Source organism: Variovorax sp. YR216, from assembly GCF_900107745.1.
In the GTDB taxonomy this organism is placed as follows: domain Bacteria; phylum Pseudomonadota; class Gammaproteobacteria; order Burkholderiales; family Burkholderiaceae_C; genus Variovorax.
In genome coordinates this window covers 75,324-100,238 of sequence record NZ_FNRO01000006.1, presented here as the reverse complement: position 1 = coordinate 100,238, position 24,915 = coordinate 75,324, and the positions used below count along the sequence as shown (strand labels likewise).

The 24,915-nt window shown below is 66.9% G+C and carries 22 protein-coding genes; 9 read left to right on the top strand and 13 right to left on the bottom strand.

The annotated features are described in order from the left end of the window. Window positions 1–7 precede the first annotated feature (7 nt). The gene (locus BLW05_RS17985) at window positions 8–673 is read left to right on the top strand and encodes a hypothetical protein (RefSeq protein ID WP_093164723.1); all 666 of its coding nucleotides are present in this window, start codon (window positions 8–10) and stop codon (window positions 671–673) included. Here BLW05_RS17985 and BLW05_RS17980 read toward each other — a convergent pair. Further along, window positions 670–2,577: a 3-hydroxyacyl-CoA dehydrogenase NAD-binding domain-containing protein gene (locus BLW05_RS17980; RefSeq protein WP_093164972.1), complete on the bottom strand. Its 1,908-nt coding sequence runs from the start codon at window positions 2,575–2,577 to the stop codon at window positions 670–672. The two genes, BLW05_RS17985 and BLW05_RS17980, sit on opposite strands and share 4 nt — an antisense overlap. Before the next feature lie 162 nt (window positions 2,578–2,739). Between BLW05_RS17980 and BLW05_RS17975 the strand changes: the two genes are divergently transcribed. Together BLW05_RS17975 and BLW05_RS17970 are read left to right on the top strand one after the other, a co-directional pair. Continuing rightward, the gene (locus BLW05_RS17975; RefSeq protein WP_093164970.1) at window positions 2,740–3,198 is read left to right on the top strand and encodes a MaoC family dehydratase; all 459 of its coding nucleotides are present in this window, start codon (window positions 2,740–2,742) and stop codon (window positions 3,196–3,198) included. A 36-nt stretch (window positions 3,199–3,234) separates the two neighbouring features. Then, on the top strand, window positions 3,235–4,479 hold the full coding sequence (locus BLW05_RS17970) for an acyl-CoA dehydrogenase family protein (protein WP_093164721.1): 1,245 nt from the start codon (window positions 3,235–3,237) through the stop codon (window positions 4,477–4,479). Window positions 4,480–4,501: 22 nt separating this feature from the next. On the opposite strand, the gene BLW05_RS17965 is transcribed toward BLW05_RS17970, so the two are convergent. The 6 genes from BLW05_RS17965 to BLW05_RS17940 form a co-directional block, all read right to left on the bottom strand. Then, window positions 4,502–6,169 carry an AMP-binding protein gene (locus BLW05_RS17965; RefSeq protein WP_093164720.1) on the bottom strand — a complete coding sequence of 556 codons (1,668 nt, stop codon included), beginning with the start codon at window positions 6,167–6,169 and terminating at the stop codon, window positions 4,502–4,504. 176 nt (window positions 6,170–6,345) lie between these two features. Then, entirely contained in the window at window positions 6,346–7,095 is a 750-nt protein-coding gene (locus BLW05_RS17960) for a GntR family transcriptional regulator (RefSeq protein WP_143044847.1), read from the bottom strand. 35 nt (window positions 7,096–7,130) lie between these two features. Next, window positions 7,131–7,946, bottom strand: a complete 816-nt coding sequence (locus tag BLW05_RS17955) for an enoyl-CoA hydratase-related protein (protein ID WP_093164716.1) — start codon at window positions 7,944–7,946, stop codon at window positions 7,131–7,133. A gap of 16 nt (window positions 7,947–7,962) precedes the next feature. Beyond that, window positions 7,963–8,733, bottom strand: a complete 771-nt coding sequence (locus BLW05_RS17950; RefSeq protein WP_093164714.1) for an SDR family NAD(P)-dependent oxidoreductase — start codon at window positions 8,731–8,733, stop codon at window positions 7,963–7,965. 14 nt (window positions 8,734–8,747) lie between these two features. Next, the gene (locus BLW05_RS17945; RefSeq protein WP_093164713.1) at window positions 8,748–9,539 is read right to left on the bottom strand and encodes an enoyl-CoA hydratase-related protein; all 792 of its coding nucleotides are present in this window, start codon (window positions 9,537–9,539) and stop codon (window positions 8,748–8,750) included. 40 nt (window positions 9,540–9,579) lie between these two features. Further along, window positions 9,580–10,764 (bottom strand): CaiB/BaiF CoA transferase family protein, encoded by a 1,185-nt coding sequence (locus tag BLW05_RS17940; RefSeq protein ID WP_093164711.1) that lies wholly within the window; start codon window positions 10,762–10,764, stop codon window positions 9,580–9,582. Window positions 10,765–10,834: 70 nt separating this feature from the next. Between BLW05_RS17940 and BLW05_RS17935 the strand changes: the two genes are divergently transcribed. Both BLW05_RS17935 and BLW05_RS17930 read left to right on the top strand, forming a co-directional pair. After that, the gene (locus tag BLW05_RS17935; protein WP_093164710.1) at window positions 10,835–11,614 is read left to right on the top strand and encodes a VOC family protein; all 780 of its coding nucleotides are present in this window, start codon (window positions 10,835–10,837) and stop codon (window positions 11,612–11,614) included. A gap of 14 nt (window positions 11,615–11,628) precedes the next feature. Beyond that, window positions 11,629–12,825: an acyl-CoA dehydrogenase family protein gene (locus BLW05_RS17930; protein ID WP_093164708.1), complete on the top strand. Its 1,197-nt coding sequence runs from the start codon at window positions 11,629–11,631 to the stop codon at window positions 12,823–12,825. 13 nt (window positions 12,826–12,838) lie between these two features. Here BLW05_RS17930 and phnX read toward each other — a convergent pair whose 3' ends face one another. The 5 genes from phnX to BLW05_RS17905 all read right to left on the bottom strand — a co-directional run bounded on the left by phnX (window position 12,839) and on the right by BLW05_RS17905 (window position 18,834). Next, the gene (gene phnX, locus BLW05_RS17925) at window positions 12,839–13,654 is read right to left on the bottom strand and encodes a phosphonoacetaldehyde hydrolase (protein ID WP_093164706.1); all 816 of its coding nucleotides are present in this window, start codon (window positions 13,652–13,654) and stop codon (window positions 12,839–12,841) included. A gap of 11 nt (window positions 13,655–13,665) precedes the next feature. Then, entirely contained in the window at window positions 13,666–14,790 is a 1,125-nt protein-coding gene (locus BLW05_RS17920; RefSeq protein WP_093164705.1) for a TIGR03364 family FAD-dependent oxidoreductase, read from the bottom strand. A 16-nt stretch (window positions 14,791–14,806) separates the two neighbouring features. After that, window positions 14,807–16,507 carry a putative 2-aminoethylphosphonate ABC transporter permease subunit gene (locus BLW05_RS17915; RefSeq protein ID WP_093164703.1) on the bottom strand — a complete coding sequence of 567 codons (1,701 nt, stop codon included), beginning with the start codon at window positions 16,505–16,507 and terminating at the stop codon, window positions 14,807–14,809. A 123-nt stretch (window positions 16,508–16,630) separates the two neighbouring features. Continuing rightward, complete coding sequence (locus BLW05_RS17910; RefSeq protein WP_093164702.1) at window positions 16,631–17,719, bottom strand: putative 2-aminoethylphosphonate ABC transporter ATP-binding protein; 1,089 nt, start codon at window positions 17,717–17,719, stop codon at window positions 16,631–16,633. An 80-nt stretch (window positions 17,720–17,799) separates the two neighbouring features. Beyond that, window positions 17,800–18,834: a putative 2-aminoethylphosphonate ABC transporter substrate-binding protein gene (locus BLW05_RS17905; protein ID WP_093164700.1), complete on the bottom strand. Its 1,035-nt coding sequence runs from the start codon at window positions 18,832–18,834 to the stop codon at window positions 17,800–17,802. A gap of 162 nt (window positions 18,835–18,996) precedes the next feature. Here BLW05_RS17905 and BLW05_RS17900 point away from each other — a divergent pair, with 162 nt between their 5' ends. From BLW05_RS17900 to bamC, 4 genes are all read left to right on the top strand, one after another. Next, window positions 18,997–19,734, top strand: coding sequence for a phosphonate utilization associated transcriptional regulator (locus tag BLW05_RS17900; RefSeq protein ID WP_093164699.1), 738 nt, complete (start codon window positions 18,997–18,999; stop codon window positions 19,732–19,734). Between the two features lie 11 nt (window positions 19,735–19,745). Further along, window positions 19,746–20,303 (top strand): phosphonate degradation HD-domain oxygenase, encoded by a 558-nt coding sequence (locus tag BLW05_RS17895; protein ID WP_093164697.1) that lies wholly within the window; start codon window positions 19,746–19,748, stop codon window positions 20,301–20,303. After that, window positions 20,300–21,172 carry an EamA family transporter gene (locus tag BLW05_RS17890; RefSeq protein ID WP_093164695.1) on the top strand — a complete coding sequence of 291 codons (873 nt, stop codon included), beginning with the start codon at window positions 20,300–20,302 and terminating at the stop codon, window positions 21,170–21,172. Before BLW05_RS17895 ends, BLW05_RS17890 begins: the two co-directional genes overlap by 4 nt. Before the next feature lie 92 nt (window positions 21,173–21,264). Beyond that, window positions 21,265–22,365, top strand: a complete 1,101-nt coding sequence (gene bamC / locus BLW05_RS17885) for an outer membrane protein assembly factor BamC (protein ID WP_093164693.1) — start codon at window positions 21,265–21,267, stop codon at window positions 22,363–22,365. Between the two features lie 7 nt (window positions 22,366–22,372). On the opposite strand, the gene bamA is transcribed toward bamC, so the two are convergent. Continuing rightward, a complete protein-coding gene (bamA, locus tag BLW05_RS17880) occupies window positions 22,373–24,760 on the bottom strand; it encodes an outer membrane protein assembly factor BamA (protein WP_093164692.1) in 2,388 nt (795 codons plus the stop codon). Window positions 24,761–24,915 lie beyond the last annotated feature (155 nt).

The window sequence follows — 24,915 nt, the reverse complement described above, 5'->3', positions numbered from 1 at the left end:
GCCTCGAATGACCGCAGAACTGCAGCCTCCCCGCTTTCACGGCTTGCGACTCGCCCTCGACCGCGAGGACGCGGCCTCGGTGTTCGGGCGGATCCTCGGCATGGAGACCGCGCCGCGATTCCATCTCGGCCAGCAATGGATCGAAGTCAACGCCACACCCGGCGACGCGCTGGACTTGCGCTGCGACGATCTCGTTACGAGGCGCACGCACTTGCGCCGCCTGGGCGTCGAGACGATGGATGGCATGGCGCTCGGCTGCGCGTCCGTCCTGCGGCTCGAACCCGTCGAAACCGGCGCATGCACGGTCGACCTGCGGGAGGAAGCAGCGGCCTGCGCCGATGGTCCGCACGCAGCCGATGTCAATGCGCGCCTGTGCGCGCTCGAGCTCGCGGTCCGCGCGCCGGAGCGCGTCGCCTTGCATTGGGCGCAGATGTTCAACGCCCCGACCGCGCGCGATGGCAACGGACTTCCGATGCTGGCGCTCGCCGGCATGGACTTGCGCTTTGCACCTCCGGCGGAAGGCCGGCTCGGCATCGCCGCGCTGGAGTTCGCGACCTCCGAGATCGATGCCTGGGCGAATCGCGCGTCCGGGCAGGGCTTCGAGGTCAACGACGGCGCCGACCGCGCGGTCTTCGCCGCGCTCGGTGTCGCGTTCCGGCTGCGCGCCCCCTAGCCGAAGGACCGGCCTTCGGCGACCAGCTTCCGGATCAGCGCCGCGGGCTGCCAGAACTTCGCATCTTCGTGCGGGTTCTTCGCGAAGCGCTTCATCGACTCGGCCACGTTGAAAAGGCCAACCTGCGAGGCGTAGTGCATCGGTCCGCCGTGCCAGATGGGGAAGCCGTAGCCGGTCAGGTACACCATGTCGATGTCGCCCGGCTTCGACGCAATGCCCTCTTCGAGGATGCGCGCACCTTCGTTGACCAGTGCATAGACGAGGCGCTGCACGATCTCTTCGTCCGGGATCATGCGTGGCGCGATGGCGCTTTCCCTGCGGCGGACCCCGGTCGCGCAGCCCATGCGGAACGGGCCCATCGCGAAGCCGAACTTCTCGATCGCCTTGTCCACCTGCTGCGGCGTGGCGCCTTCGTCGAGCAGGAAGCACGCCTGGCGCGAGTACTGCTCGATCATGCGGTTGCCGATGAAGCCGTCGCACACGCCCGAGACCACGGCTGTCTTCTCGATCTTCTTCGCGATGGCCATCACCGTGGCGAGCACGTCCTTGGCAGTCTGCTTGCCGCGCACCACTTCGAGCAGCTTCATCACGTTGGCCGGGCTGAAGAAGTGCACGCCGACCACGTCCTGCGGACGCTTGGTGAAGGCCGCGATCTTGTCCACGTCGAGCGTGGAGGTGTTCGAGGCCAGGATCGCACCCGGCTTGATCACGCGGTCGAGTTCGGTGAACACCTTTTCCTTGACGCCGAGTTCCTCGAACACAGCTTCGATGACCAAATCGACGTCCTTGAGATCGTCGTACGACAGCGTGGTCTTGAGCAACGCCATGCGCTGCTCGTACTTGTCCTGCTTGAGCTTGCCCTTCTTGACCTGCGCTTCGTAGTTGTTGCGGATCGTGGCGATGCCGCGGTCGAGCGCTTCCTGTTTCAACTCGAGGATGGTCACCGGGATGCCGGCGTCCAGGAAGTTCATCGAGATGCCTCCGCCCATCGTGCCGGCGCCGATCACGCCGACCGACTTGATCGCGCGCCGGGGCGTGTCCTCGGGAACGTCCGCGATCTTGCTTGCCGCGCGTTCGGCGAAGAAGGCGTTGCGCAACGCGGCGCTCTCGGGCGTCCACACCAATTCAGTGACCGCGACGCGCTCGTAGTCGACTGCGGCATCGAACGGCAGCCGCACCGACTGCGCCACGCAATCGAGGCAGCGCAAGGGAGCCGGGTACTGCGGCCACCTGGCGGCGACCATGTTGCGCGCGAACTGCAGATATGCCTCGGCGTTCGGATGCTCGACCTTGAGCTCACGCGAACGCGGCAGCGGGCGCACGTTGGCCATGTCGCGCGCCAGCTCGATCGCCGCCGCAACCACATCGTCTTCCACCAGGCGATCGAACAGCTTCTGCCCCGGCATCGCCGCGAGCAGGTCACTCATCGCGGTCTCGCCGGTCACGATCATGTTGAGCGCGGGTTCGAGCCCGATCAGGCGCGGAAGCCGCTGGGTGCCGGTGGCGCCGGGCAGGATGCCGATGCGCACCTCGGGCAGCGCGACCTGCGTGCCACTGCGGACCACGCGGTAGTGGCAGCCCATCGCGAGTTCGAGCCCGCCGCCCATCACCACGCCGTGGATCGCGGCCACGACAGGCTTGTCGCAGCCTTCGACGATGCGGATCACGTCGACCAGGTCGGGCGCCATGGTGGCTTCGGGCTTGTTGAACTCGCGGATGTCCGCGCCGCCGCAGAAGGCCCGGCCCTGGCCCGTCAGCACGATCGCGCGCACCGCGGCATCGTCCTCTGCACGCCGAACCGATTCGGCGATGAAACGGCGGTTGCCCAGTCCCAGGCTGTTGACCGGCGGGTTGTCCATCGAGACGACGGCAATGCCGCCCTGCACTTCGTAGCTTGCGGTCACACGGTCTCCTTCCGTGATGTGGTGGCAAGCGATGTTCGTCGAGGCGCTGCGCCGCCGCATCAACAAGACAAATGCGGCAGATGAAAAGGCTTCATGCGCAAGGCACCCCGCGCGCGCCGCTGCGCGGCACCATCGATGCATCCCCATCAGAAGCCTCTTTCCATGCCCATTCTCACGAGAGACAACCTGCAGCAGCACGTCGGCCAATCGATCGGAACCTCTTCCTGGGTCGACGTTCCGCAGTCGCGCATCGACGCCTTCGCGGACTGCACCGAAGACCGCCAGTGGATTCACATCGACGTCGATCGCGCGAAGCGCGAGAGCCCCTTCGGCGCGCCGATCGCGCATGGCTTTCTCACGCTGTCGCTGCTGCCGATCACGTCGTACGAGCTGCTCGGCGGGCTCAAGCCAACCAAGTCGGTCAACTACGGCCTCGACAAGCTGCGCTTCATGTCGCCGGTGTCCGCGGGCTCGCGGGTGCGCAACCACATCAAGTTGCTGGCCGCCGAGCCGCGCGAAGACGGCTGGACGCTGCTGCGCACCGAGAACACCGTCGAAATCGAAGGTCAGCCCAAGCCGGCGCTCGTCGCGGTGTCGCTCGGCCTGTTCTCGTGGAACTGATCGACCCTCATTTCACTTTCTCACTCGCCAATCACCATGCAATTCGACTACAGCCCCAAGGTCCAGGACCTTCGCACCCGCCTGCTCGCCTTCATGGACGAGTACATCTATCCCAACGAGAAGCGTCACGAGGAGGAAGCCCGGCAGTCCTACCTCAACGCGCAGAAGGGCGGCAAGTACACGACGCTGCCGCTGATGGAGGAGCTCAAGCCGAAGGCGCGCGCCGCCGGCCTGTGGAACCTGTTTCTTCCCGAGGCCGGCCACGGCGCGGGCCTCTCGAACCTCGAGTACGCGCCGCTCTGCGAGATCATGGGCCGCCGCTACTGGAGCGCCGAAGCCTTCAACTGCAGTGCGCCCGACACCGGCAACACCGAGGTGATCGCGCGCTACGGCTCGCCCGAACAGCAGGAGCGGTGGCTGCGCCCGCTGCTGGACGGCGAGATCCGGTCCTCGTTCGCGATGACCGAACCGGCGGTCGCATCGTCGGACGCGACCAACATCGAATGCAGCATCCGCCGCGACGGCAATGACTATGTGATCAACGGCCGGAAGTGGTACATCACCGGCGCGATGAACGAGCGCTGCAAGCTCTTCATCCTGATGGGCAAGACCGATCCGGACAACGCCGACCGGCATCGCCAGCAGTCGATGATCATCGTGCCGCGCGACACGCCCGGGGTCACGGTGGTGCGGGACATGGCGCTCATGGGCCACTTCGACGCGCCGTTCGGGCACCCGGAGGTTCTGTTCGACAACGTGCGCGTGCCGGGATCGAACATGCTTCTGGGCGAAGGCCGCGGCTTCGAGATCGCACAGGGCCGGCTCGGCCCGGGACGCATCCACCATTGCATGCGGATGATCGGCATGGCCGAATCGGCGCTGGAAATGATGTGCGAGCGCGTGGTGTCGCGCGTGGCTTTCGGCAGGCCGCTTGCCGAGCAGGGCGTGTGGCGCGAGCGGATCGCGCGTGCGCGCATGCTGATCGACCAGACCCGCTGGATGGTGCTGCATGCCGCCTGGCGCATGGACACCGTCGGCAACAAGGTTGCGGCCAAGGAGATCGCAATGATCAAGGTGATCGCGCCCAACAACTGCGTGCAGGTGATCGACGATGCGATGCAGGCTTTCGGCGCGGCGGGCCTGAGCCAGGACACGCTGCTGACGTCGTTCTATGCCTATGCACGCCACCTGCGCGTGGCGGACGGTCCGGACGAGGTCCACCGCAACGCCATCGCCAAGCACGAGCTGGCCGGCTATCGGCCCAAGGCCGCGGCACGCTGAAGCCGCGCGCGGTCCGGCCCCTTCAGTTGATCGCCATCGACGCGGAGGAGGCCGGGTCGTTCAGCATGCGGCGCAAAAGCTTGCCGTTCTTGGACGACGGCAGCCCGCTGCGGAAGATCACAGTGCGCGGCACCTTGTAGTGCGACATGTGCTGCAGGCACCACTCGATGATCTTCTGGTCCGCGCGGTCGCTCGGCCTGCCGGCGCGCACTCGCGCGGCAGCCTCTTCCTTCAGCACGACGTAGGCCTGCACCGCTTCGCCGCGATCGGGATCGGGCAGGCCCACGACCGCCGCCTGCCGCACGTCGGGGTGCAGCGCGAGGATGGCCTCGACCTCTTCAGGGAACACGCTGTAGCTCCACACCTTGATCATCTCCTTGGTGCGGCCGAGGAAGGTCAGGTAACCCTCATCGTCGAGCACGCCGACGTCGCCGGTGCGCAGCCAGCCGTCGAGCATCATGGCCTGCGTCGCTTCGGGCTGCAGCCAGTAGCCCTTGTAGCGCACCGGGCTGCGCAGCACGATCTCGCCGCGCTGGCCGGTGGGCACGTCGCGACCGGTCTCGGGATCGACGATGCGCACTTCCACGCCCGGCACGGGCTTGCCGTTGGTGCCCCACTTGATCGCATCGGGCGGCATCAGCGTGTCGCTGCTGTGGGTCTCGCTCAGGCCATAGCCGGCCTCGTGGACCTGGCAGCCGTTGGCGAAGGTGCTCCAGCGGCGCGCGAGCGACTCGGTCAGGCGCACGCCGAAACTCGTCCCCACGGTGGCGCGCAGCGAAGAAAGGTCATAGGTCGATGCGTCGTCGCTGTTCATGACCGACGGCAGCGAGGGCGCCATCGTGTACCACCAGCTCACCCGGCAAGCCTCGATGGCCTGCAGCACCGCGGAGGCGTCGAAGCGGTTCAGCAGCACCACGGTCGCGCCGCAGTAGATCGGCAGCGCAAGGCCGGTGTTCATCCCGGAGATGTGATGCAGCGGGACGTCCGCGAGGATCACGTCGTCCGCCCCCAGCCGAAAGCCCTCCGCGCCCGCCGCCGTCTTGTAGAGCGCGCACTCGAAGCTGATCATCGCGCCCTTGGGCAGGCCAGTGCTGCCCGACGTGTAGGCCATGAGGCAGACGTCGTCCATCGCGATGGTGTCGATGGCCGCGAAGGGCTCGGCCCCCGCCAGGGCATCCGCAAAATCGATCACGCAGGACGGCAGCGGCGGCGCGGCTTCGTGCCGCATGCGGATCCCGGGCGGCACGTCCATCGCGAGCGTCGCGGGCAGCATCTCGCCGTAGCGCACCGCGAAGACATGCGCGACGGTGCGCATCGCGTGCGACCCCATCAGGACCTTCAGCAGTTCCTCGCCCGCGACGACGGCGCTGGCGTCGAGTTCGGTGAGCTGGTGCTCGAGTTCGTAGGCGCGGGCGTCGGGGTTGCAGGGACTCACGATCGCGCCGAGCTTCTGCGCGCCGAAATGGGCGATCAGGTACTGCGGGCAGTTGTGCATGAAGAGCACCACCACGTCGCCCTGGCCGATCCCGCGGTCCCGCAGGGCCTGCGCGAAGCGGTCGCTCAGGTCGTCGAGCTCGGCGTAGGTGATCTTGCGGCCGTACCAGATCAGTGCGGCCTTGTCGGGCGTCTGGCGGGCGTGCTGGCGCAAATACTCATGCAGCGGCTGGAAGCCGTGGCGATAGGCGAACATGCAGGCTTGTCTCCGGGTCGTTCGGCGCTTCCGGATCGGCGCCCGTCGGGCGGGTCGTCCGGCTTTTTTCGCGATCATGCGGCCAGGGGGCGGATGCGGCAAGAGACGCCCGATGAATATTGGGCATCCACTTCCATTTCCCTGGTGCATGGACCCGGCCGGTACCGGGCGGGCGATCAGGCCGTCTGGCCCGCGGTGCGCCGCACGGGCGCAGACGGCTGCTCCACTGCCGCCGCGCGCTCACGCAGGTAGGCGAGGATAGGCGCCGCAGTGCGCTCGATCTCATCATGAATGCCGCGCCGCGCGACTTCGGCATCGTGCTTGCGCAGGCCGCGCATCACCATGTGGTGCGGATGCTGCTTGCGCGGCTCGCCGAGCGCGTGGGTCTGCAGCGCCTTCATGAGCGGGCCGCACTGCAGCCATAGGCTTTCGACGATCCGCTGCAGGACCGGCATGCCTGCGAGCGCATAGACAGCCATGTGGAAGCGCTCGGATTCGAGCAGCTCGCCGGCCGTATCGCCGGCCTCCTTCAATGCCGCCATGCGCTCGTGGATGGCCGCGAGCTTCTTCACGTCCTCCGGGCCCGCATGCTCGGCGGCCCGTGCAGCAGCCTGGCCTTCGAGCATGAGCCGCAGCTCGCGCACCTCGGAGAAGCGGGCCTCGCTCATCACCGGCACGCGCACCGAATGGTGGCCCACCTGCTCGAGCGCCTGCTCGGAGATCAACCGCGCCAGCGCCTCGCGAACCGGTGTGGGGCTGATGCCCATCTCGGCGGCGAGATCGCGCAGCTTGAGTTTCTCGCCGGGCGCGAACCTGCCGGCCTTGAGATCGCGGCACAGCCTGTTGTAGGCCTGTGCGTTGAGGCTGTCGCGGGTAAGGATGTCTTCCATGGTGGTGGAGACGTGCGCCGAGGCACGCTGTTTCAAATAGCTTATATGTTATTTCAACGCGGGTGTCTATTTCACCGCCCGGTGAAGGCTGGCGGACGCTTTTCGAGGAAATGCGCGACGCCTTCGCGGAAATCCTCGCTGGCGAATGACGCCTGCATCTCCTCGTCGGCGCGTCGCCACGCGGTGTTGAGGTCCTGGAACAGGCTGTCGTACACCTGCCGCTTGATGACGCCGATCGAACGCGGCGAGGCGTTCTCGGTCATGTCACGTGCAATCGCCTGCACCTTGGAGAGAAAGCCCTCCGAAGGCAGCGCCTTGACGAGTCCCAGCGCGGCGGCCTCGGCCGTGACCAGCGTGCGTGCTGACAGCAAGAGGTCCAGTGCATTCGTCGGACCGACCAATCGCGGCAGCATCCACGAAATGCCGTGCTCCGCAATCAAGCCGCGCTTGGCAAATGCAGTTGTCAGCCTCTGGCCCTCGGCCATGTAGCGGAAGTCGCAGAACACAGCCATGCACAGGCCGATGCCGGCGATCGGCCCGTTGATGGCGACGAAGATCGGTTTGCGCACGCGCAGCAGGTAGCTGAACTTCCATGCGTAGTTGGCCTCGATGCCCGATGGCGGCGATTCTGCCGGGGCGACGACGGGCTCGCCCACCGCACCGGCAGCGCCTGCTTCGAGGATGTCCATGTCCGCGCCTGCGCAAAAGCCGCGCCCCGCGCCTGTCACGACGATGGCGCGCACGCCCTCATCGACATCCGCGGCTTCGATCGCGCGGCGGAACTCGGCCTCCATGCGATGCGTCCAGGCGTTGAGCCGGTCCGGGCGGTTCAGCGTGATGGTGCGCACGCGCCCTTCGGTCGCGACGGTGATGTCCATGTAGTCCATGCCTCCTCCCGTGCGCTCAGGCTTCGCCGCCGATGGTCGCGCCGCCATCGATCACGAGGGTGGTGCCGGTGATGAAACGTCCCGCATCGGAGCCCAGCAGCAGCGCCGCACCCGCGATGTCCTCGGGATCGCCGATCGCGTTGAGCGGGCTCGAAGCCAGCGCCGCCGCAAGCGTCTTCGGGTTGTCCCACAGCGCCTTGGCAAAGTCGGTCTTGATCAGGCCCGGTGCGATGCAATTGGTGCGCACGCCCTGCTTGCCCCATTCGAGCGCGAGGTTGCGGGCGAGCTGCATGTCCGCGGCCTTCGAGATCGCATAGGCGCCCAGCACGCGCGAGCCGGTGATCCCGGCGATCGAGCTGATGATGACGATCGAACCGCCGCCCCGCTCCGCCATCGCCGGCGCGACGCGGTTGACCAGCCACAGGTTGGAGCGGATGTTGACGTCCATCACCTTCGAGAACGCTTCGTCGGAGATGCCGGACATCGGCCCGTAGTAGGGGTTGATGGCCGCATTGCAGACCAGCACGTCGACCGGCCCGTAGATCCTCTCGGTCTGCTCGACGAGCGCGAGCACCTCGTCCTTCTTCGAGATGTTGCAGGCGATCGCGGTGGCTTCCAGGCCTTCGCCTCGAAGCGCCTCGACGACCGCGAGGCAGGCGTCGACCTTGCGGCTGGTGATGACGACACGCGCGCCTGCGCGTGCATAGGCGATGGCGATGGCACGCCCGATGCCGCGCGACGAGCCGGTGACGATGGCGGTCTTGCCCTTGAGAGAAAAGCGGTCCATGGGTGCTGGCTCCTTCAACGGTGGACGAACTTCGGCGCGCGCTTCTCGACGAAGGCCCGGGCCGCTTCCTGGTGGTCTTCGGTCATGCCGCAGCGGATGTGGCGGATGGCCTCGTGGTCGAGCGCCTGCGCCAGCGTGGCGCCCTGCTCGGCGGCATTGAGATTCGCCTTGATGTGGCCGATCGTGATCGAAGGCCCATCGGCAAGCTGGTGGGCGAGCGTCGCGGCTTCGGCGTCGAGCTCGGCATCGGCCACCACGCGCGCGGCCAGTCCAAGCTGAAGCGCCTCGTCGGCCTTGACGACCGGCGACAGCAGCGCAAAGGCGCGCGCGCGCGGTCCCAGCAACTGCGTCAGAAACCAGGTACTGCCGAAATCGCCCGAGAGTCCTACCTTCACGAAGGCGGAAGTGAACTTGGCTGTTTCGCTCGCCAGCAGCAGATCGCAAGCGAGCGCTAGCGACAGGCCCGCGCCTGCCGCGGCGCCGCGCACCGCGGCGATGGTCGGCTTGGGCATCTCGCGCAACAGCCGCGAGCATTCCATGTGTTCGCGCAGCTGGAGCGTGCGCGATTCGAGCGTGTGCTGCGTCGCATCGTCCTCGGCCATCGCCTTGACGTCGCCGCCGGCGCAGAAGGCGCGGCCCGCGCCGGTCAGCACGACGGCGCGCACCTTCGTGTCGACCGCTGCGCGCCGGAGCGCGGCGAGCAGCGCTTCGGTCATCGGAACCGTGAGCGCATTGAGCCGCTCCGGCCGGTTGAGGGTGAGCGTGAGCACGCCCTGCTCGAGATGCTCGATGAGTTCGGTGGTCAAGTGGATGTCTCCTGCTGGTGGGTTTCTGGGACGATCGGCGTCAGAGCGCGCCTTCCGATTCGAGCGCCGCGATCTGGCTGCCCTCGTAGCCGAGCCACTGCAGGAGCACCTCGGCGTTGTGTTCTCCGACCTGCGGCAGCGCGCGTCGGATCGAAAGCGGCGTGTCGGAAAGATGGATGGTCACGCCCTGCACCGGCACCGTCACATCGCCGAACGGAATGTCGGCAATCGCTCCGCGATGATGGAGCTGCGGATTCGCGACCACTTCGTCGACCGTCGCAATCTTGGCGCACGGTACGCCCTCGGCCTCCAGGCGCGACACGATCTCGTCGGCGTCGAGCGACAGCATCCAATCGGCCACCGCACCTTCGACCGCCTCGCGGTGCGCGAGGCGCGAGGCCATCGTCGCGAAGCGGGGGTCGTCGAGCAGGGCCGGCTGCTTCATGGCGCGGACCGTGCGCGGGAACATGTTGTCGTCGCCCCCCACGATCAGTACATAGCGGCCGTCGCGCGTCGCGAACGTGTTGGACGGTGCGACGAAGCGGTCGCGGCTGCCCACGCGCGTCATCGTGGTGCCGAAGAGCTTCTGCTGCGGGATCGCGGTCATCAGCATCGAGACCGCGCTCTCGAGCAGCGACACATCCACGAGTTGGCCCTTGCCCGAGGCATGCCGCGCGTTGAGCGCCGACAGGATGCCGAGCGCCGCGTACATGCCGGTGGTGTAGTCGCACATGAAGGAACCGATCATGGTCGGCGCGCCGTCCTCGGGGCCGGTCATGTCCATCAGGCCGCTCATCGCCTGCGCGACGCCATCGAAGCACTGCTTGCTGGCGAGCGGCCCGTCCTGCCCGAAACCGGAGATGCGCGCCATCACGAGGCGCGGGTTGAGCGCGTGCACCGCATCCCAGCCGAGACCCATCTTCTCCATCGTGCCCGGGCGGAAGTTCTCGACCAGCACGTCGGCCCGCGCGATCAGCTCGCGCAGCACTTTCAGGCCGCTGCCGCTGCGCAGGTCGATTGCGAGGCTCTTCTTGTTGCGGTTGACGATGAAGGTGTAGAGGCTCTGGCCGTTGATGCCAGGCACGGCGCGCCGGGCGTACTCGCCCTCGCCCGGCGGTTCGATCTTGACGACCTCCGCCCCCATGTCGCCGAGGATCATGGCGCAGTAGGGCCCGGCGATGAAGCGGGAGAGATCAAGAACGCGCAATCCGGCAAGCGAAGTCATGGCTCGATGTCTCGTTGTGAATTTCGTATTTGTTATATCATATTAAACGACAACCACGAGAGGCAACCTGATGGCGAATCAATATCTGCGGCTGCGGCAGCTCTGTCTTGTGGCGCGCGAGCTCGCGCCGGTGCAAGAAGACCTGTGCGCGGTGTTCGGCGTGCGCGTGTGCCACCGCGACCCGGAAGTCGGCCAGTTCGGCCTGCACAACGCGCTCATGCCCTTCGGCACCAGCTTCGTGGAGGTGGTCGCGCCGCTGCGCGAGGGCACCACCGCCGGCCGCTATCTCGAACGGCGCAAGGGCGACGGCGGCTACATGGTGATCCTGGACAGCGAATCGCTGGAGCGCTGGCGCACGCACGTCGATGCGATCGGCGTGCGCATCGCCGCGCCGCTCGCGATCGGCGACTACGAGGGACTGCAACTTCATCCGCGCGACACCGGCGGCGCGCTGCTGGAAATCAACACCACCCTGAATGGGGCGGACCTGCAGGGGCCCTACTGGCCCGCCGGTCCGCACTGGCGCGATGCGGTGTCGCAACAGCGCGTGGAAGGCATCACCGGCGCGGTGCTGCAGGCGGACGATCCGTCGGCGCTGGCCGAACGCTGGGGCCGCATCCTTCAGCGGCCCGTGGAGCGCGATGGCACCGGCTGGCACCTCTCGCTCGATCAGGCGACCCTGCGCTTCATCGCACCGCGCGACGATCGCGGTGAAGGGCTGGCCGGCATCGAGCTGGCGGTCCGCGATGCCAAGGCCATCCGCGGGGCGGCCGAGGCGCGCGGTCTCCCCGGCGACGCAGGCGGCGTCTTCGTCGGCGGCGTCCGCTTCGCACTGCATTCGATCCGCTGAAAAGGAGACACAAGATGGAACTGGCCTTCACCCAAGAGGAGCAGGCGTTTGCCGACGAAGTGCGCGCCTTCATCACCGAGAACCTGCCGCAGGACATCGCGCGGCGCGTCGAGCACGACCTGCACCTCCATCGCGAGGACTTCATGCGCTGGCAGCAGATCCTCGGCCGGCGCGGCTGGCATGCCTACACCTGGCCCGTCGCCCAGGGGGGCCCCGGCTGGAACGCCACGCAGCGCTACATCTTCGAAACCATCAGCGCCGAGCTGAACTGCCCGACGATCCAGCCCTTCGGGCCGCGCATGGTGGGGCCGGTGATCTTCAACTTCGGCAGCGAGGCGCAGAAGCAGCAGCACCTGGCCGGCATCCGCGAATCGACCGTCTGGTGGTGCCAGGGCTACTCCGAGCCGGCCTCGGGATCGGACCTTGCCTCGCTGGCCACGCGCGCGGAGGACCGCGGCGATCACTACCTCGTCAACGGCCAGAAGATCTGGACCTCGTACGCGCACCATGCGGACTGGATGTTCTGCCTCGTGCGCACCAGCCGCGAGGCCAAGGCGCAGAACGGCATCTCCTTCCTGCTGATCGACATGAAGTCGCCCGGCATCGTGGTGCAGCCGATCCCGATGCTCGAAGGCACGCATTCATTCAACGCGGTGTTCCTGAGCGACGTGAAGGTCCCCAAGGCCAACCTCGTCGGCGAAGAGGGGCGCGGCTGGAGCTACGCCAAGTTCCTGCTCGAGCACGAGCGGGTCGAGAACTCGAACATCGGCTTCTCCACTTTCGCGCTGCGGCGCCTGCGCCGCATGGCCTCCGAAGTTCGCCAACGCGGCCGGCCACTGCTCGAGGACCCGGTGTTCCGCGCGAAGGTCTCGGCCATCGAGGCGCAGCTGAAGGCGCTCGAAGTGACCACCTTGCGTGCGCTGTCGAGCATGGGCTCGGGCAGTTCGCCAGGCGCCGGGCTGGCCTCGGCGCTCAAGATCCGCGGCACCGAGATCGGCCAGCGCATCACCGAGCTGATCTTCGAAGCGGCAGGCCCGGCCGGCCAGGTGCTCGATCCGGCGCAGACGCGCGGCGAAGGCCATCTCGAAGGCATCGAAGCCAGCGTGCGCAATGCGCCGCCCAACTACTTCTGGCGGCGCGCAATGTCGATCTACGGCGGGAGCAACGAGATCCAGCGCAACATCGTCGCCAAGCACGTGCTCGGGCTGTAGCCCCGAAACCCGGTCAAGGCCTTTCGCCCCGCGCCAGGCGCGCCTCGATGTCGTCGAGCACCGGCATCAGGTCGGCCACGCTGTCGATCACGTAGTGCGCGCCGGCCGCCTCCAGTTCGGCGGTCGCGCGATCGCGCACCGCCTGCTGGCCCGGGGCATCGAGGGCCTGCCACTCGGCGAGCGTGAGGCCGGCCGCGTTGCCGCTGATCGAGAGCCCGACGGTCCATGTCCCTGCATTGATGCCTTCCTGCAGTCCCACGCCGGTGTCGTCGACCTTGACCACCGTGTACGGCGGCCAGACGCCGAGATCGGCGAAGGTGCGATACATCATCAGAGGCGTCGGCCGGCCGGCGGCGAGGTCGCCGGCGCACACGAGGTTGTCAGGCACGTAGCCGCCCTCGGACGCGATCTTCGTGACCACCTCCATGATGGGCCGGTTGTAGCCGGTGGTCGATCCGATCCTGAGGCCGCGCCGGCGCACCGCCTTCACGGTTTCCAGCGCGCCGGGAATGAAGTCGCAGAAGTCGGGCACCACCGCCGCGTTCATCGGGGTGAAGACTTCGTACAGATGATCGATGTCGGCATTGGCAAAGGCCTTGCCGTAATTCGCCTCCCACTGCGCGGCCACGCGCGGCAGCTCGCTCAGCGCCTTGATGTGGTCCCACTTGGCGAGGCCCATCGGCCCGCGTGCTTCGGCAATGCTGATGTCGATGCCGAACTTCTCGAACAGGCGAACGAACGCACCCATCGGTGCGCAGGAGCCGAAGTCGATGATCGTGCCGGCCCAGTCGAAGACGACGGCCTGAAGTTTGTCTGGATGTTGGTTCATGGTGTTCGGTGCTACCAGCCGGCGAAGACGTCCTCGGCAATGCCGAAGGCAGTGCTGGCGCCGGTGCCGCTGGTCACGAGGACGAGCCGCGTGGCGGCGTCCGGCGCGTCGATCAGGCAGTCGGTCGTCGGTGATGAGGGATAGGTGCCCACCCAGCGTTGGGTCACGGTGTAGTCCGGCAGCTTGAGCGTTTCCTGCATGTGGCGCAGGATGAGGTCGTCCACCCGCGTGTCGGCAAAGGGCTCGACCACCGGGCCGTAGTGATGCGAATCGCCGACCACCAGCGAGCCGTCGGCGCTCTGCACCACGATCAGGTGAATGCCGTTGGCGAGCGATTCGCCCTCTTCCGCTTCGAGTTGCGCACGCAGCGCCGTGGCCGCAGGCAGCTCGCTGTAGCCGAGGTAGCGCACGAGGCTGAGGTCGGCCATGACCGAGCCCGGCAGGCGGAAGCCCTCGGGCGGGCGGACGCGCAGCATGTTGAGTTGGCACAACCGCAGGTTGTGCGGCGCAAGCCGCTCCGCGAAGAGGCCGCCGAGCTCGATGTTCGTGCACACCGCGACGCGGTCCGCGTGCAGCGTGGCGCGCGAGGTGCGTACGCGCGGCGTCGCGACTTCGAGCACCTGCTCACCGAACCGGAACGTCACGCCCTTGGCCTCGGCGAGCCACTTCGCGAGCAGGCCGATCGCGGTGCGCGATTCGACGCGCGCTTCGTGCGGGCTGTAGAGCACTGCCTGCGCGCCCTCCAACTGGAGCACCGGCGCCCGGCGCGCGGCCTCATCGATGCCCAGCAGCTCGCAACCCTCGGCCATCGGGGTGCCCATGAACGCTTCGAGTACCGCCAATGCCTTTGGACGAAACGCTGTCAGGTAGAGGCCACGATGGATGACATCGATGCCCGCCTGCGGCGCCACGTCGCCCCAGACTTCGCGCGCGCGACGTGCGCGGCGCCAGGTGTCGCCCGCGCCCTGTCCGGTGACGGTGACGAAGCCGAAGTTGCGGATCGACGCGCCGATGCAGGCCGCGTCCTTCTCCACCACGCACACCTTCAGGCCGCGCTGGGCCGCGGTGTACGCATGTGCCAGGCCGACGATACCGGCGCCGACGACGATCAGATCGAAGTTCGTTGTATTGCTCATGTTGTCGGAAAAGGGTTCAGCGCTGCCGCCACGCCTGGGTGCGGCGCTCCATCCAGCGCCCCGCGAGCAGGTACAGCAGCGTGACGACCGTGGAGGCGGCAGCGATCAGCACCGCCATCGCGGCGGCCGCGCCGATCTCGCCCGCCTCGTCGAGATTGAGGATGGCCACGGAAGCCAGCTTGGTGTCGGGCGAATAGAGGAAGACGACCGCCGAGATCGTGGTCATCGCGTTGATGAAGAAGTAGCGCGACACGTCCAGCAGCACCGGCAGGCAGATCGGCAGCGTCACGCGACGCAGCGTGACGTGGAACGGCACCTTGAGCGATGCCGACACCGCCTCGAACTCCGCGTCGATCGCCTTCAGCGCGGTCACCATCGTCAGATGCCCGGTGGTGTAGAAGTGCACGACGGTGCAGACGATCAGGATCGCCATCGTCTGGTACAGCCCATTGAGCGGATTTCCCGGCGCATTGAAGAAGAAGATGTAGCCAAGCCCCAGAACCAGCCCCGGCACTGCCATCGGCAGCATCGCCATCAGGCGCACCAGCGGGCGGGCCCAATCCATGCCGCGTGTCTTTTCCAGCAGGTACGCGCCGACGAACACCACCACGGTACCGAACACGGCGGTGCCGGCCGCCAGCTTCAGGCTGTTGATGACCGAATCGCCGAGTTCCGCATCCACGATGCCGGCGATGTAGTGCGTCAGGCTCGGCGTCAGGTTGTAGGGCCACAAGGTCACGAAGGACGCGAATACCGCCATGCCGAACATCGCGAGCATGAGCGCACAGATGAAGATGCAGTAGCCCGTCATCGCCGCATCGAAGCCGCGCGAGGCCCGCGGCATGTACGCCACGGCGCGCGCGGTCAGCATCGCGGTCTGCTTGCGCTGCACGAAGTGATCGACCGCGAAGGTGATGGCCGCCGGGGCGAGCAGCAGCAGCGCCACCACCGCGCCGCGCTGGAAGTCCTGCTGCCCGATCACCAGCTTGAACACGTCGGTCGCGAGCACGTTGAAGTTGCCGCCGACCACTTTCGGAATGCCGAAGTCGGTGATGACCAGCGTGAACACCACCAGCGCCGCCGAGATCAGCCCGTACTTCGCGCCGGGCAGCGTGATCGTGAAGAAGCGCCGCACGGTCGATGTGCCCATGGCATCGGCTGCTTCGTAGAGTCGCGCATCGGCCAGCGACAGTGCCGTCACCAGAATCATCAGCGCGTGCGGAAAGGTCGCAAAGCACTCGGCGAGCACGATGCCCGACGGCCCGTAGATGCCCGGAAACCCGAGCCCCAGCCAGAACGCCTTGGCCACGCCCTGGTTGCCGAACCAGTAGATCAGTGAGATCGCCGACAGCAGCGAAGGCGCGAGCAGCGGCAGCAGCGTGATGCTGCGCAGCAACCCCTTGGCCGGCATGCAGCTTCGCGTGAGTGCGTAGGCGAAGGCGAAGGCCAGAGGGATGACGACCAGCGTCACCATCACCGACACCCAGACGCTGTTCCACAAGCTGTTCAGGAGCGCCGGCGAAGCCAGGTACGACGTGAAGTTGGCCCAGCCGGCGTGGCCTTCGCCGCCCTGCACCGCCTGCGAGAGGATGGCGCCCAACGGAAAGACCAGCCCGATGAGCAGGAAGGCCGCGACCGCCAGCAGCGCGAGATGCGCCGCGCGCTCGCTCCAGTGCATGCGCAAGCGCGCGGGGGAAGATGGAAGGATTGCGGCCATGTCACCACGCCTTGACGCAGGACGCCCGCAGGCACCCGCGGAACCGGCTTTGCCGGGCCGCAGGGGTGCGCCCCCTTGAGGGGGTGCAGAGCCACACGAAGTGGGCGAGGCTGGGGGTGGGCTTCATTTTCTTGGGAAGACACGCAGCCGGTCGGTGCGCAGCGCGAAGTCCAGGCGGTGGCCTTCACGCACGTTGAACTCGTCCATCTGGTTCAACGAGAACTGCAATTGCAGCGGCATGCCGGGCAGGCATTCCGCATCGACTTCCGCGAGACAGTTGCCGCCGAGGAACTCGATGCGCTTGACCATGCCCGAGCAGCGGTCTGGATGATCGGCACCGGGATTGAGCATCACGCGGTCTTCGGGGCGCAGGTAGAGCATCACTTCCTGCCCGGCCTCGTAGCCGGCGCCCTGCCCGTCTTCGCAGCGGAGCGTCATCTTCCCGCACGCAAACGTGCGATCGCCCCCGGCCACGGCGGGCAGCCGGTTCACCTTGCCGACGAATCCAGCCACGAAGGGAGTGGCCGGTTCGCGATACACCTCCATGGGCGTTCCCACCTGCTCGATCGCGCCATGGTTCATCACCACCAGCCGGTCGGCCACCGAGAGCGCTTCTTCCTGGTCGTGCGTGACCATGATGGTGGTCACGCCCAGCTCGCGCTGCAATGCGTGGATCTCGTTGCGCAGGTGCACGCGCACGATCGCATCGAGCGCCGAGAGCGGCTCGTCGAGCAGCAGGAGCCCCGGCGACGTCGCCAGCGCGCGCGCGAGCGCCACGCGCTGCTGCTGGCCACCGGACATCTGCGCCGGGTACTTGCCGCCGCTGCCGGGCAGGCCGACGAGGTCGAGAAGCTCTTCCACGCGCGCCTTGATCTGCGCCCGGGGCTGGTGGCGGTTCACCAGCCCGTAGGCGACGTTGTCGGCGATCGTCAGGTTGGGAAAGAGCGCATAGGACTGGAACACGATCCCGTAGTCGCGCTCCGGCGGCGGCAGCAGCGAGATGTCGCGCCCGTCCTGCCACAGCCTGCCGCCGGTCTGCACCTCGAGCCCCGCGATGATGCGCAGCAGCGTCGTCTTGCCGCAGCCCGACGGGCCGAGGAAGCAGACGAACTCGCCGCGGCGGATCGCCAGGTCGATGTGCTCCAGCGCCGTGAAGGTGCCGAAGCGCTTGTGCACGCCTTCGATGCGCAGATAGGTGTCGTTCGGATCCATCCTGGCTCCTGGCTGGAACGCAGAAAGCGCCGGCGTACCGGCGCTGCGCTCCACGCCGAAGGCGCGCGCCGGTACGAGCCTCACTTCTTCGCCTCGCTCTTGGCGTCGTAGCGCCGGGTCCATTCGGCGAGGATGCGCTCGCGGTTGACGGCCGACTTCTCGAAGTCCATCTTGATCAGGCGCGCTTCGTAGTCGTCAGGAATGTTCGCCAGCTTCGGAGCCACGCCCGGTTGCGCGGTGATCGCGAAGTTCTTGCCGTACAGCAGCATCGCGTCCTTGGACGATGCCCAGTCGGCGAGCTTCTTCGCGGCCTCTTCCTTCTTCGTGCCCTTGTAGATCGCGAAGCCTTCGAGGTCCCAGCCGAGGCCTTCCTTGGGGAAGACGAGTTCGATCGGCGCGCCCTTGGCCTTGTTGGTGTGGCCGCGGTACTCGAAGGAGATGCCGGCCACGTACTCGCCCGCGGCGGCCATGTTGCAGGGCTTGGAGCCGGAGTGCGTGTACTGCGCGATGTTCTCGTGCAGCGCATCCATGTACTTCCAGCCGCCGCCCTTGCCGGCGTCGTCGCCCCACATCTGCAGCCACGCCGCGACGTCGAAGTAGCCGGTGCCCGATGAGGCCGGGTTCGGCATCACGATCTGGCCCTTGTACTCGGGCTTGAGCAGGTCCTTCCAGGTGGTGGGCACCGGGATGTTCTTCTTCTTGGCTTCGACGGTGTTGAAGCACACCGTCGCGCCGAACACGTCCATGCCCCACCATGCCGGCGGCGACTTCTTGTCACGGTACTGCGGCATGATCGCGTCGAGGTTCAGCGGCGCGTAGGGCTCCAGCATGCCGTTCTTCTCGAACAGCGCGAGGCTCGAAGCGGCCACGCCCCAGATGACGTCCGCCTGCGGGTTCGCTTTCTCGGCGAGCAGCTTGGCGGTGATCACGCCGGTGGAGTCGCGGACCCACTTGATCTCGATGTTGGGATTGACCTTGTTGAAGGCTTCCTGGTAGGCCTTGAGCTGGTCCGTCTCCAGTGCGGTGTAGACGGTCAGCTGGGTCTTCTGGGCCAGTGCGCCGGTCGCGCAGGTCAGGCCGATCAAGGCGGCCACGATGGTTTTGGCGTAGTGCATTTTGCGAACTCCTCGGACAAAAGGTGGGCCGAAATGTGCCGGGCGAAGAAGTCATCCTCGTGACACATCCGCGAAGCAAAATCGGGGCCAGTCGCTCAGCTTTGTCTATCGTCGATTGCAGATCGTAGACAATCTGCACCCGGCAACGTACAGTTTTTACCCATGCCCGGCAAGAAGATTTCTCCTCATCCCGCCATTGCACAGCTTCAGTGCAACTCGCTCGCGAATCTGGTGCAGACCGAGATCGAACGCATGATCCTGGCGGGCGACCTGCCCTCCGGTGCGAAGCTCACCGAGTCCACCCTGGCCGATCAGCTGGGCGTTTCGCGCGGCCCGGTGCGCGAGGCCTTCCGGATGCTGGAGGAAGCCGGTCTCGTGCGCACCGAGAAGAACCGCGGCGTGTTCGTGCGCGACGTGCCGATAGAGGAAGCGCTGCAGATCTTCGAGGTGCGCGCCGCGATGGATCTCTACGTCGGCCGCAAGCTCGCGCAGTCGCTCAACGCCACGCAGGTCAAGGAACTGCGCCAGCTCGTCGATGCGATGGAGCAGGCGGTGAAGGCCGAGAACGCGCAGGACTACCACCGCTTCAATCTCAAGTTCCATGACCGCCTGCTCGAGCTCGCGGGCAACGACAAGCTGCTTGCGACCTACCGCAAGCTGGTCAACGAGCTGTCGCTGTTCCGCCGGCAGAACCTCACCAGGGAATCGATGGCGGTCTACTCCCGCGAGCATCGGCAGATCGTCAAGGCGATCGCGGCCGGCGACGCGGAGGCCGCCGGGCAGGCGATGTTCCAGCACGTGATGAACAGCCGCGACCGTACGCTGCGCAACCATGAGCAGAAGCTCGCCGAAGGTGCCGCGACCTCGGCGGCAGCATCTCGTCAAACCGCAATGGCCTGAAGGCGGACACCGTGGCACTGACGCTCGACGACATCGAAATCCTGTTCCGCGACAAGGGCAACGCCCAGTACAGCGGCGAACCCGTGAGCCAGCTCGAACATGCGCTGCAAAGCGCGCATCTCGCCGAAGAGGAAGGCGCGGACGACGAGCTCGTCACCGCCGCCCTGTTGCACGATCTCGGCCACCTGCTCAACGACCAGGGCGAGACGCCGTCGCTGCGCGGCATCGACGACATGCACCAGTTCTTCGCCCTGCCCTTCCTGCGCGGCGTTTTCTCCGATCGCGTTCTCGACGCGATCCGCTGGCATGTCGATGCCAAGCGCTACCTGTGCGCCACGCGGCCCGCGTACTGGGCCGGGCTGTCCGAGGACTCCAGGCGCAGCCTGGTGCTGCAAGGCGGCGTGTTCTCGGGCGACGAAGCGCGCGAGTTCATTGGCCGCCCGCATGCGCAGGATGCGGTCCGTCTGCGTCTGTGGGACGACAAGGCCAAGAAGAGCAACCACGCCACGCCCGACCTGGCGCACTACCTGGCCCGTGCCCGGCGCTGCATGACGGCCGTCCCCGCGTGACGCTCACCGGCCCGATCGTGCTGGCGGTGCTGTTCGGCGCGCTGCTGCATGCGAGCTGGAACGCGCTGATCAAGTCGGCTTCCGACAAGTCGCTCGATACCGCACTCATCCACAGCCTCGGCTTCATCATCGCCGTGCCGATGCTGGCCATCACCGGCCTGCCGCCGCCGGCGGCGTGGCCCTACATCGTCACCTCGACGCTGGTCCATATCGGCTACTACATCGCGCTCGCAGGCGCCTACAAGCACGGGGACCTCAGCCTCACCTATCCACTGATGCGCGGCTGCGCCCCGCTGCTGGTGGCCCTCTCCAGCCATGCAGTGATCGGCGAATCCATCTCGCCGGTCGCCTGGGGCGGCGTCGCGGCCATCTGCACCGGCGTGATCCTGCTGGGTCTTTCCCCCGCGAGCCTGCATGCGGCCGAAGGGCATCGCGGCAAGGCGGTGCGCTACGCCCTGAGCAACGCCGCGATCATCGCGGTCTACACCGTGGTGGATGGCCTCGGGGTGCGCACATCGGGCAATGCAGCGGCCTATCTCGCGACGCTGTTCCTGTTCGACGGCATCCCCTACATGCTGCTGGTGATGTGGCGCCGCCGCGGCGCCGGGCAAGGACGTGCCGCGCTCGCGTACATGGCCGGGCGCTGGAAGATCGCCTGCCTCGGCACGCTCGCCTCGGTCGGCAGCTACGGCATTGCGCTCTGGGCCATGACGCGCGCGCCCGTCGCGGCGGTCGCGGCGTTGCGCGAGACCTCGGTGCTGTTCGCGGCGCTGATCGGCACGCTCTGGCTGCGCGAGGCCTTCGGCCGCCATCGGGCGGCAGGCACTGCGGTGCTCGTCGCGGGTGTGATCGCGCTGCGCTTCGGCTGAACGTGTAACAGCTCTCCCAGCTTTCTCCCGAATCGTTCGTCAGGATCGCGTGCGCGCGACCCCACTTCGTGGGTCCGATTTCGAAGGATCCGATGAGTTTCACACCCTCCCGCCTCGTCCTGTGCGCGATCAGCCTCGGCCTGGCCGCATGCAGCACCACCCAGGACGACAACCTCCGCTACCAGAGCACCACCAAGGCCAAGGCAACTTCGCTGGCCACCCCGCCGGATGTCACGCAGCTCATGCGCGTCCAGGGCGACATCGCTTCGCCGCGCGTGGCGTCCGCCAGCGACTACAAGGCCGCCCTTCCGCAGGCGGCCGCGCCTTCCACCGCGCCCAACGCGATCGGCGACGTACGCATGGAGGTCGAAGGCCAGCACCGGTGGCTGGTGGTCGGCCGCACGCCGGAGCAGCTCTGGGAGCCGCTGCGCAAGTTCTGGCAGGACAACGGCTTCGTGCTCGACACCGACCAGCCGGAGCGCCGCATCATGGAGACCGACTGGGCGGAGAGCCACGCCAAGGTGTCGACGGGCTTTGTCCGCGACGCGCTCTCCTCGGTGATGGAGCAATCACAGGGCAGCGCGGAGATGGACCGCTTCCGCACCCGGCTGGAACAGGTTCCGGGCGGCACCGAGATCTACGTCAGCCATCGCGGAATGCGCGAGGTCGCCGACACCACGCGCGAGGGCCACACCACCTTGCGCACGCTGCCGGCCGATGCCGAACTCGAAGCCGAATGGCTGCGCCGCATGATGGCCCGCCTCGGCGACGTTCCGGGTACCGCCACCGCAGCCGCAGGAGCAGCCCCGGCCGTACAGAAGCGCGGACCGCAGATCATCGACCCCAAGGGCCGGCCGACGCTGCAGCTGGCCGAGAGCTTCGATCCTGCCTGGCGGCACGTCGGCCTCGCGCTGGATCGCACCGGCTTCACCGTGGAGGACCGCAACCGCAGCGAGGGCACCTACTTCGTCCGCTACGTGCCGCCGAACATCAACGGCAAGGAGCCTGGCGTCTTCTCGAAGCTGATCGACTTCGTGCATCCGGGCCCGGTGGCCGCGCCGCTCAAGCTGGGCATCCAGGTGCGCAGCGAGAGCGACACGAGCGCAGTGACGGTGGTCGGCCGCGCCAACACCACCGTGGCACCTGCCGATGCGTTGCGCATCGTGCAGGTGATCGCGGCGGATCTTCAGTAGACCGGGTTCAGAACGACGTGCCGATCTGGAACTGGATGCGCTGCAGCCGGTCGGCCGCGATGCCGTTCGCCTCGTCCAGCTTCTGGTAGGTGATCGGCAGCGCATAGGCCAGGCGCAGCGGCCCGAGCGGCGAGATCCAGCTGATGCCGATGCCGGCCGAGGAGCGCAGCTTGTTCTGCGCGCTCCACTGCGCATCGGTCATCGACGCGGTGCGGGTGGAGAACACATTGCCCGCATCGAAGAAGCCGTAGAGCCGCAGCGAGCGATCGTTGCCCGCACCCGGGAACGGCGTGCTGAGCTCCATGTTGAAGATCGCCTTGCGCGTGCCGCCGAGCGCGGCGCCGGTGACCGAATCGGTCGGGCCGAGCGAGTTCTGCTCGAAGCCGCGGATCGATCCGAGGCCACCCGCATAGAAGTTCTTGAAGATCGGAAAGGTCGAGTCGCCGTAGGGCGTGGCATAGCCCAGCTGCCCGTTGAAGGCCAGCGTGTATTGCTTCGACAGCGGCACGTACTGCTGGTAGCTGTACTGGCTCTTCAGGTAGCGCATGTCCGAGCCGAGTCCCACTTCGACGCTGGCCGATTGCAGCCGTCCGCGCGAGGGCACCAGCGCGCTGTCGCGGTCGTCGCGCGACCAGCCGATGGTGGCCGGCACGCCGATCACGCTGCCCTTCGCGCAGACGACGCTCGGCACGGTCCCCGAGCACTGGAAGTAGTCCAGGTAGGCCTGCGGCGTCGCGGTATAGACATAGGAACCATCGACCAGCGTGTAGGTGCCGTTGGTGCCCGGCGAGAAGGTGTAGCGCTCCAGCCCCAGCCCGAAGTACACCGTGTTCAGCTCGTTGAAAGGCACGCCGAAGCGGATCGACCCGCCTTCGTTCGTCAGCTTGTAGTTGCCGTCGGCCGAGTAATAGGGCCGGGTGGTGGTGTGATAGACGCTCAGCGTGCGCGAGATGCCGTCCGAGGTGAAGTACGGATCGGTCGCGGTCAGCGAGATCGACTGGTTGTACGAGCTCGTGGTGACCTGCAGCCCGAGGTAGTTGCCCGAGCCGAAGAGATTTTCCTGCGTGATGCCGAAGGTCAGAGAGACCTTGTCGGTCGTGGAATAGCCCGCGCCGAGTTGCAGGCTGCCGGTGGGCTTCTCCTTGACATTGATCACCACGTCGACCTGGTCCGGGGCACCGGAGACTTCCTGCGTCTGCACGTCCACGTCGCTGAAGTAGCCCAGCCGGTCGATGCGGTCGCGCGAGAGCTTGATCTTGTCGCCGTCGTACCAGGAGGCCTCGAACTGCCGGAACTCGCGGCGGATCACTTCGTCGCGCGTGCGGTCGTTGCCCGAAATGACCACGCGTCGCACCGACACGCGGCGCGACGCATCGGACTGCAGCGTGAGGTGCACCTGGCCCTTCTCGCGATCGATCTCGGGCACCGGCCGCACCTGCGCGAACGCATAGCCGAAACTGCCGAAGTAGTCGGTGAAGGCCTTCACTGTCGCGTTGACCTCTTCGGCGTTGTACGGCTCGCCGGGGCGGATCTGAACCAGCGTCTTGAACTCGTCGTCGCGCCCGAAATAGTTGCCTTCCAGCTTCACGCCGGACACCACGAACTTCTCGCCTTCGGTGATGTTGACCGTGATGCTCAGGTCCTGCCGGTCGGGCGAGATCGCCACCTGCGTGGAGTCGATGTTGAACTCGAGATAGCCGCGCGTGAGGTAGTACGAGCGCAGCGTTTCGAGGTCGGCGTTGAGCTTGGCGCGCGAGTACTGGTTGGACTTGGTGTACCAGCTCAGCATCGTGCCGCCGTCCTGGTCGAACAGGTTCAGAAGCGTCTTCTCGCTGAAGGCCTTGTTGCCGACGATGCGCACTTCGCGGATGTGCGCCACCTCGCCTTCGGTCACCGTGAACGTGAGGTTCACGCGATTGCGCTCGATGGGCGTGACAGTCGTCACGATCTGCGCGTTGTAGAGGCTGCGGCTCACGTACTGCCGCTTGAGCTCCTGCTCGGCGCGGTCGGCGAGCGCCTTGTCGAAGGGGCGCCCGTCGGCGAGACCGACTTCGCGCAGGGCCTTGACCAGCGCCGCCTTGTCGAACTCCCTCGCGCCCACGAAGTCGACATCGGCCACCGTGGGCCGTTCCTCGACGATCACGACGAGCACGTTGCCCGCCACGTCGATGCGCGCGTCCTTGAACAACCCCAGATCGAAGAGCGCGCGAATCGCGCTCGCGCCGGTCTCGTCGGTGTAGGTGTCGCCGACGTGCACCGGCAGTGTCGCGAAGATCGTTCCGGCCTCAACGCGCTGGAGGCCCTCGACGCGGATGTCCTTGACGGTGAATGGTTCGATGGCCCAGGTGGTCGATGCGAGCACGGAGGACGCCAGGGCCAGGATGACGCGCCTCATCCGGCAGCGGCCTCCAGCATTTCAGAGGAAAGAATGGGCAGATGCAGGCCGGGCCTGCCGTACGAAACAAAAGATGCGTGCATCCCGCGAATGCTGCGCGCCAATCTGGGAAAGATTGGGGAGCCCGCTCCCCGATTTGTCCTCTTTCGGTCTCT

Coding starts and splice junctions, on each gene's coding strand:
- bamA (WP_093164692.1), bottom strand. CDS start 24,760: ATGAGGCGCGTCATCCTGGCCCTGGCGTCCTCCGTGCTCGCATCGACC.
- BLW05_RS17975 (WP_093164970.1), top strand. CDS start 2,740: ATGCCCATTCTCACGAGAGACAACCTGCAGCAGCACGTCGGCCAATCG.
- BLW05_RS17940 (WP_093164711.1), bottom strand. CDS start 10,764: ATGACTTCGCTTGCCGGATTGCGCGTTCTTGATCTCTCCCGCTTCATC.
- BLW05_RS17910 (WP_093164702.1), bottom strand. CDS start 17,719: ATGGATCCGAACGACACCTATCTGCGCATCGAAGGCGTGCACAAGCGC.
- bamC (WP_093164693.1), top strand. CDS start 21,265: ATGAGTTTCACACCCTCCCGCCTCGTCCTGTGCGCGATCAGCCTCGGC.
- BLW05_RS17915 (WP_093164703.1), bottom strand. CDS start 16,507: ATGGCCGCAATCCTTCCATCTTCCCCCGCGCGCTTGCGCATGCACTGG.
- phnX (WP_093164706.1), bottom strand. CDS start 13,654: ATGAACCAACATCCAGACAAACTTCAGGCCGTCGTCTTCGACTGGGCC.
- BLW05_RS17920 (WP_093164705.1), bottom strand. CDS start 14,790: ATGAGCAATACAACGAACTTCGATCTGATCGTCGTCGGCGCCGGTATC.
- BLW05_RS17955 (WP_093164716.1), bottom strand. CDS start 7,946: ATGGACTACATGGACATCACCGTCGCGACCGAAGGGCGCGTGCGCACC.
- BLW05_RS17950 (WP_093164714.1), bottom strand. CDS start 8,733: ATGGACCGCTTTTCTCTCAAGGGCAAGACCGCCATCGTCACCGGCTCG.
- BLW05_RS17970 (WP_093164721.1), top strand. CDS start 3,235: ATGCAATTCGACTACAGCCCCAAGGTCCAGGACCTTCGCACCCGCCTG.
- BLW05_RS17935 (WP_093164710.1), top strand. CDS start 10,835: ATGGCGAATCAATATCTGCGGCTGCGGCAGCTCTGTCTTGTGGCGCGC.
- BLW05_RS17930 (WP_093164708.1), top strand. CDS start 11,629: ATGGAACTGGCCTTCACCCAAGAGGAGCAGGCGTTTGCCGACGAAGTG.
- BLW05_RS17900 (WP_093164699.1), top strand. CDS start 18,997: ATGCCCGGCAAGAAGATTTCTCCTCATCCCGCCATTGCACAGCTTCAG.
- BLW05_RS17965 (WP_093164720.1), bottom strand. CDS start 6,169: ATGTTCGCCTATCGCCACGGCTTCCAGCCGCTGCATGAGTATTTGCGC.
- BLW05_RS17905 (WP_093164700.1), bottom strand. CDS start 18,834: ATGCACTACGCCAAAACCATCGTGGCCGCCTTGATCGGCCTGACCTGC.
- BLW05_RS17985 (WP_093164723.1), top strand. CDS start 8: ATGACCGCAGAACTGCAGCCTCCCCGCTTTCACGGCTTGCGACTCGCC.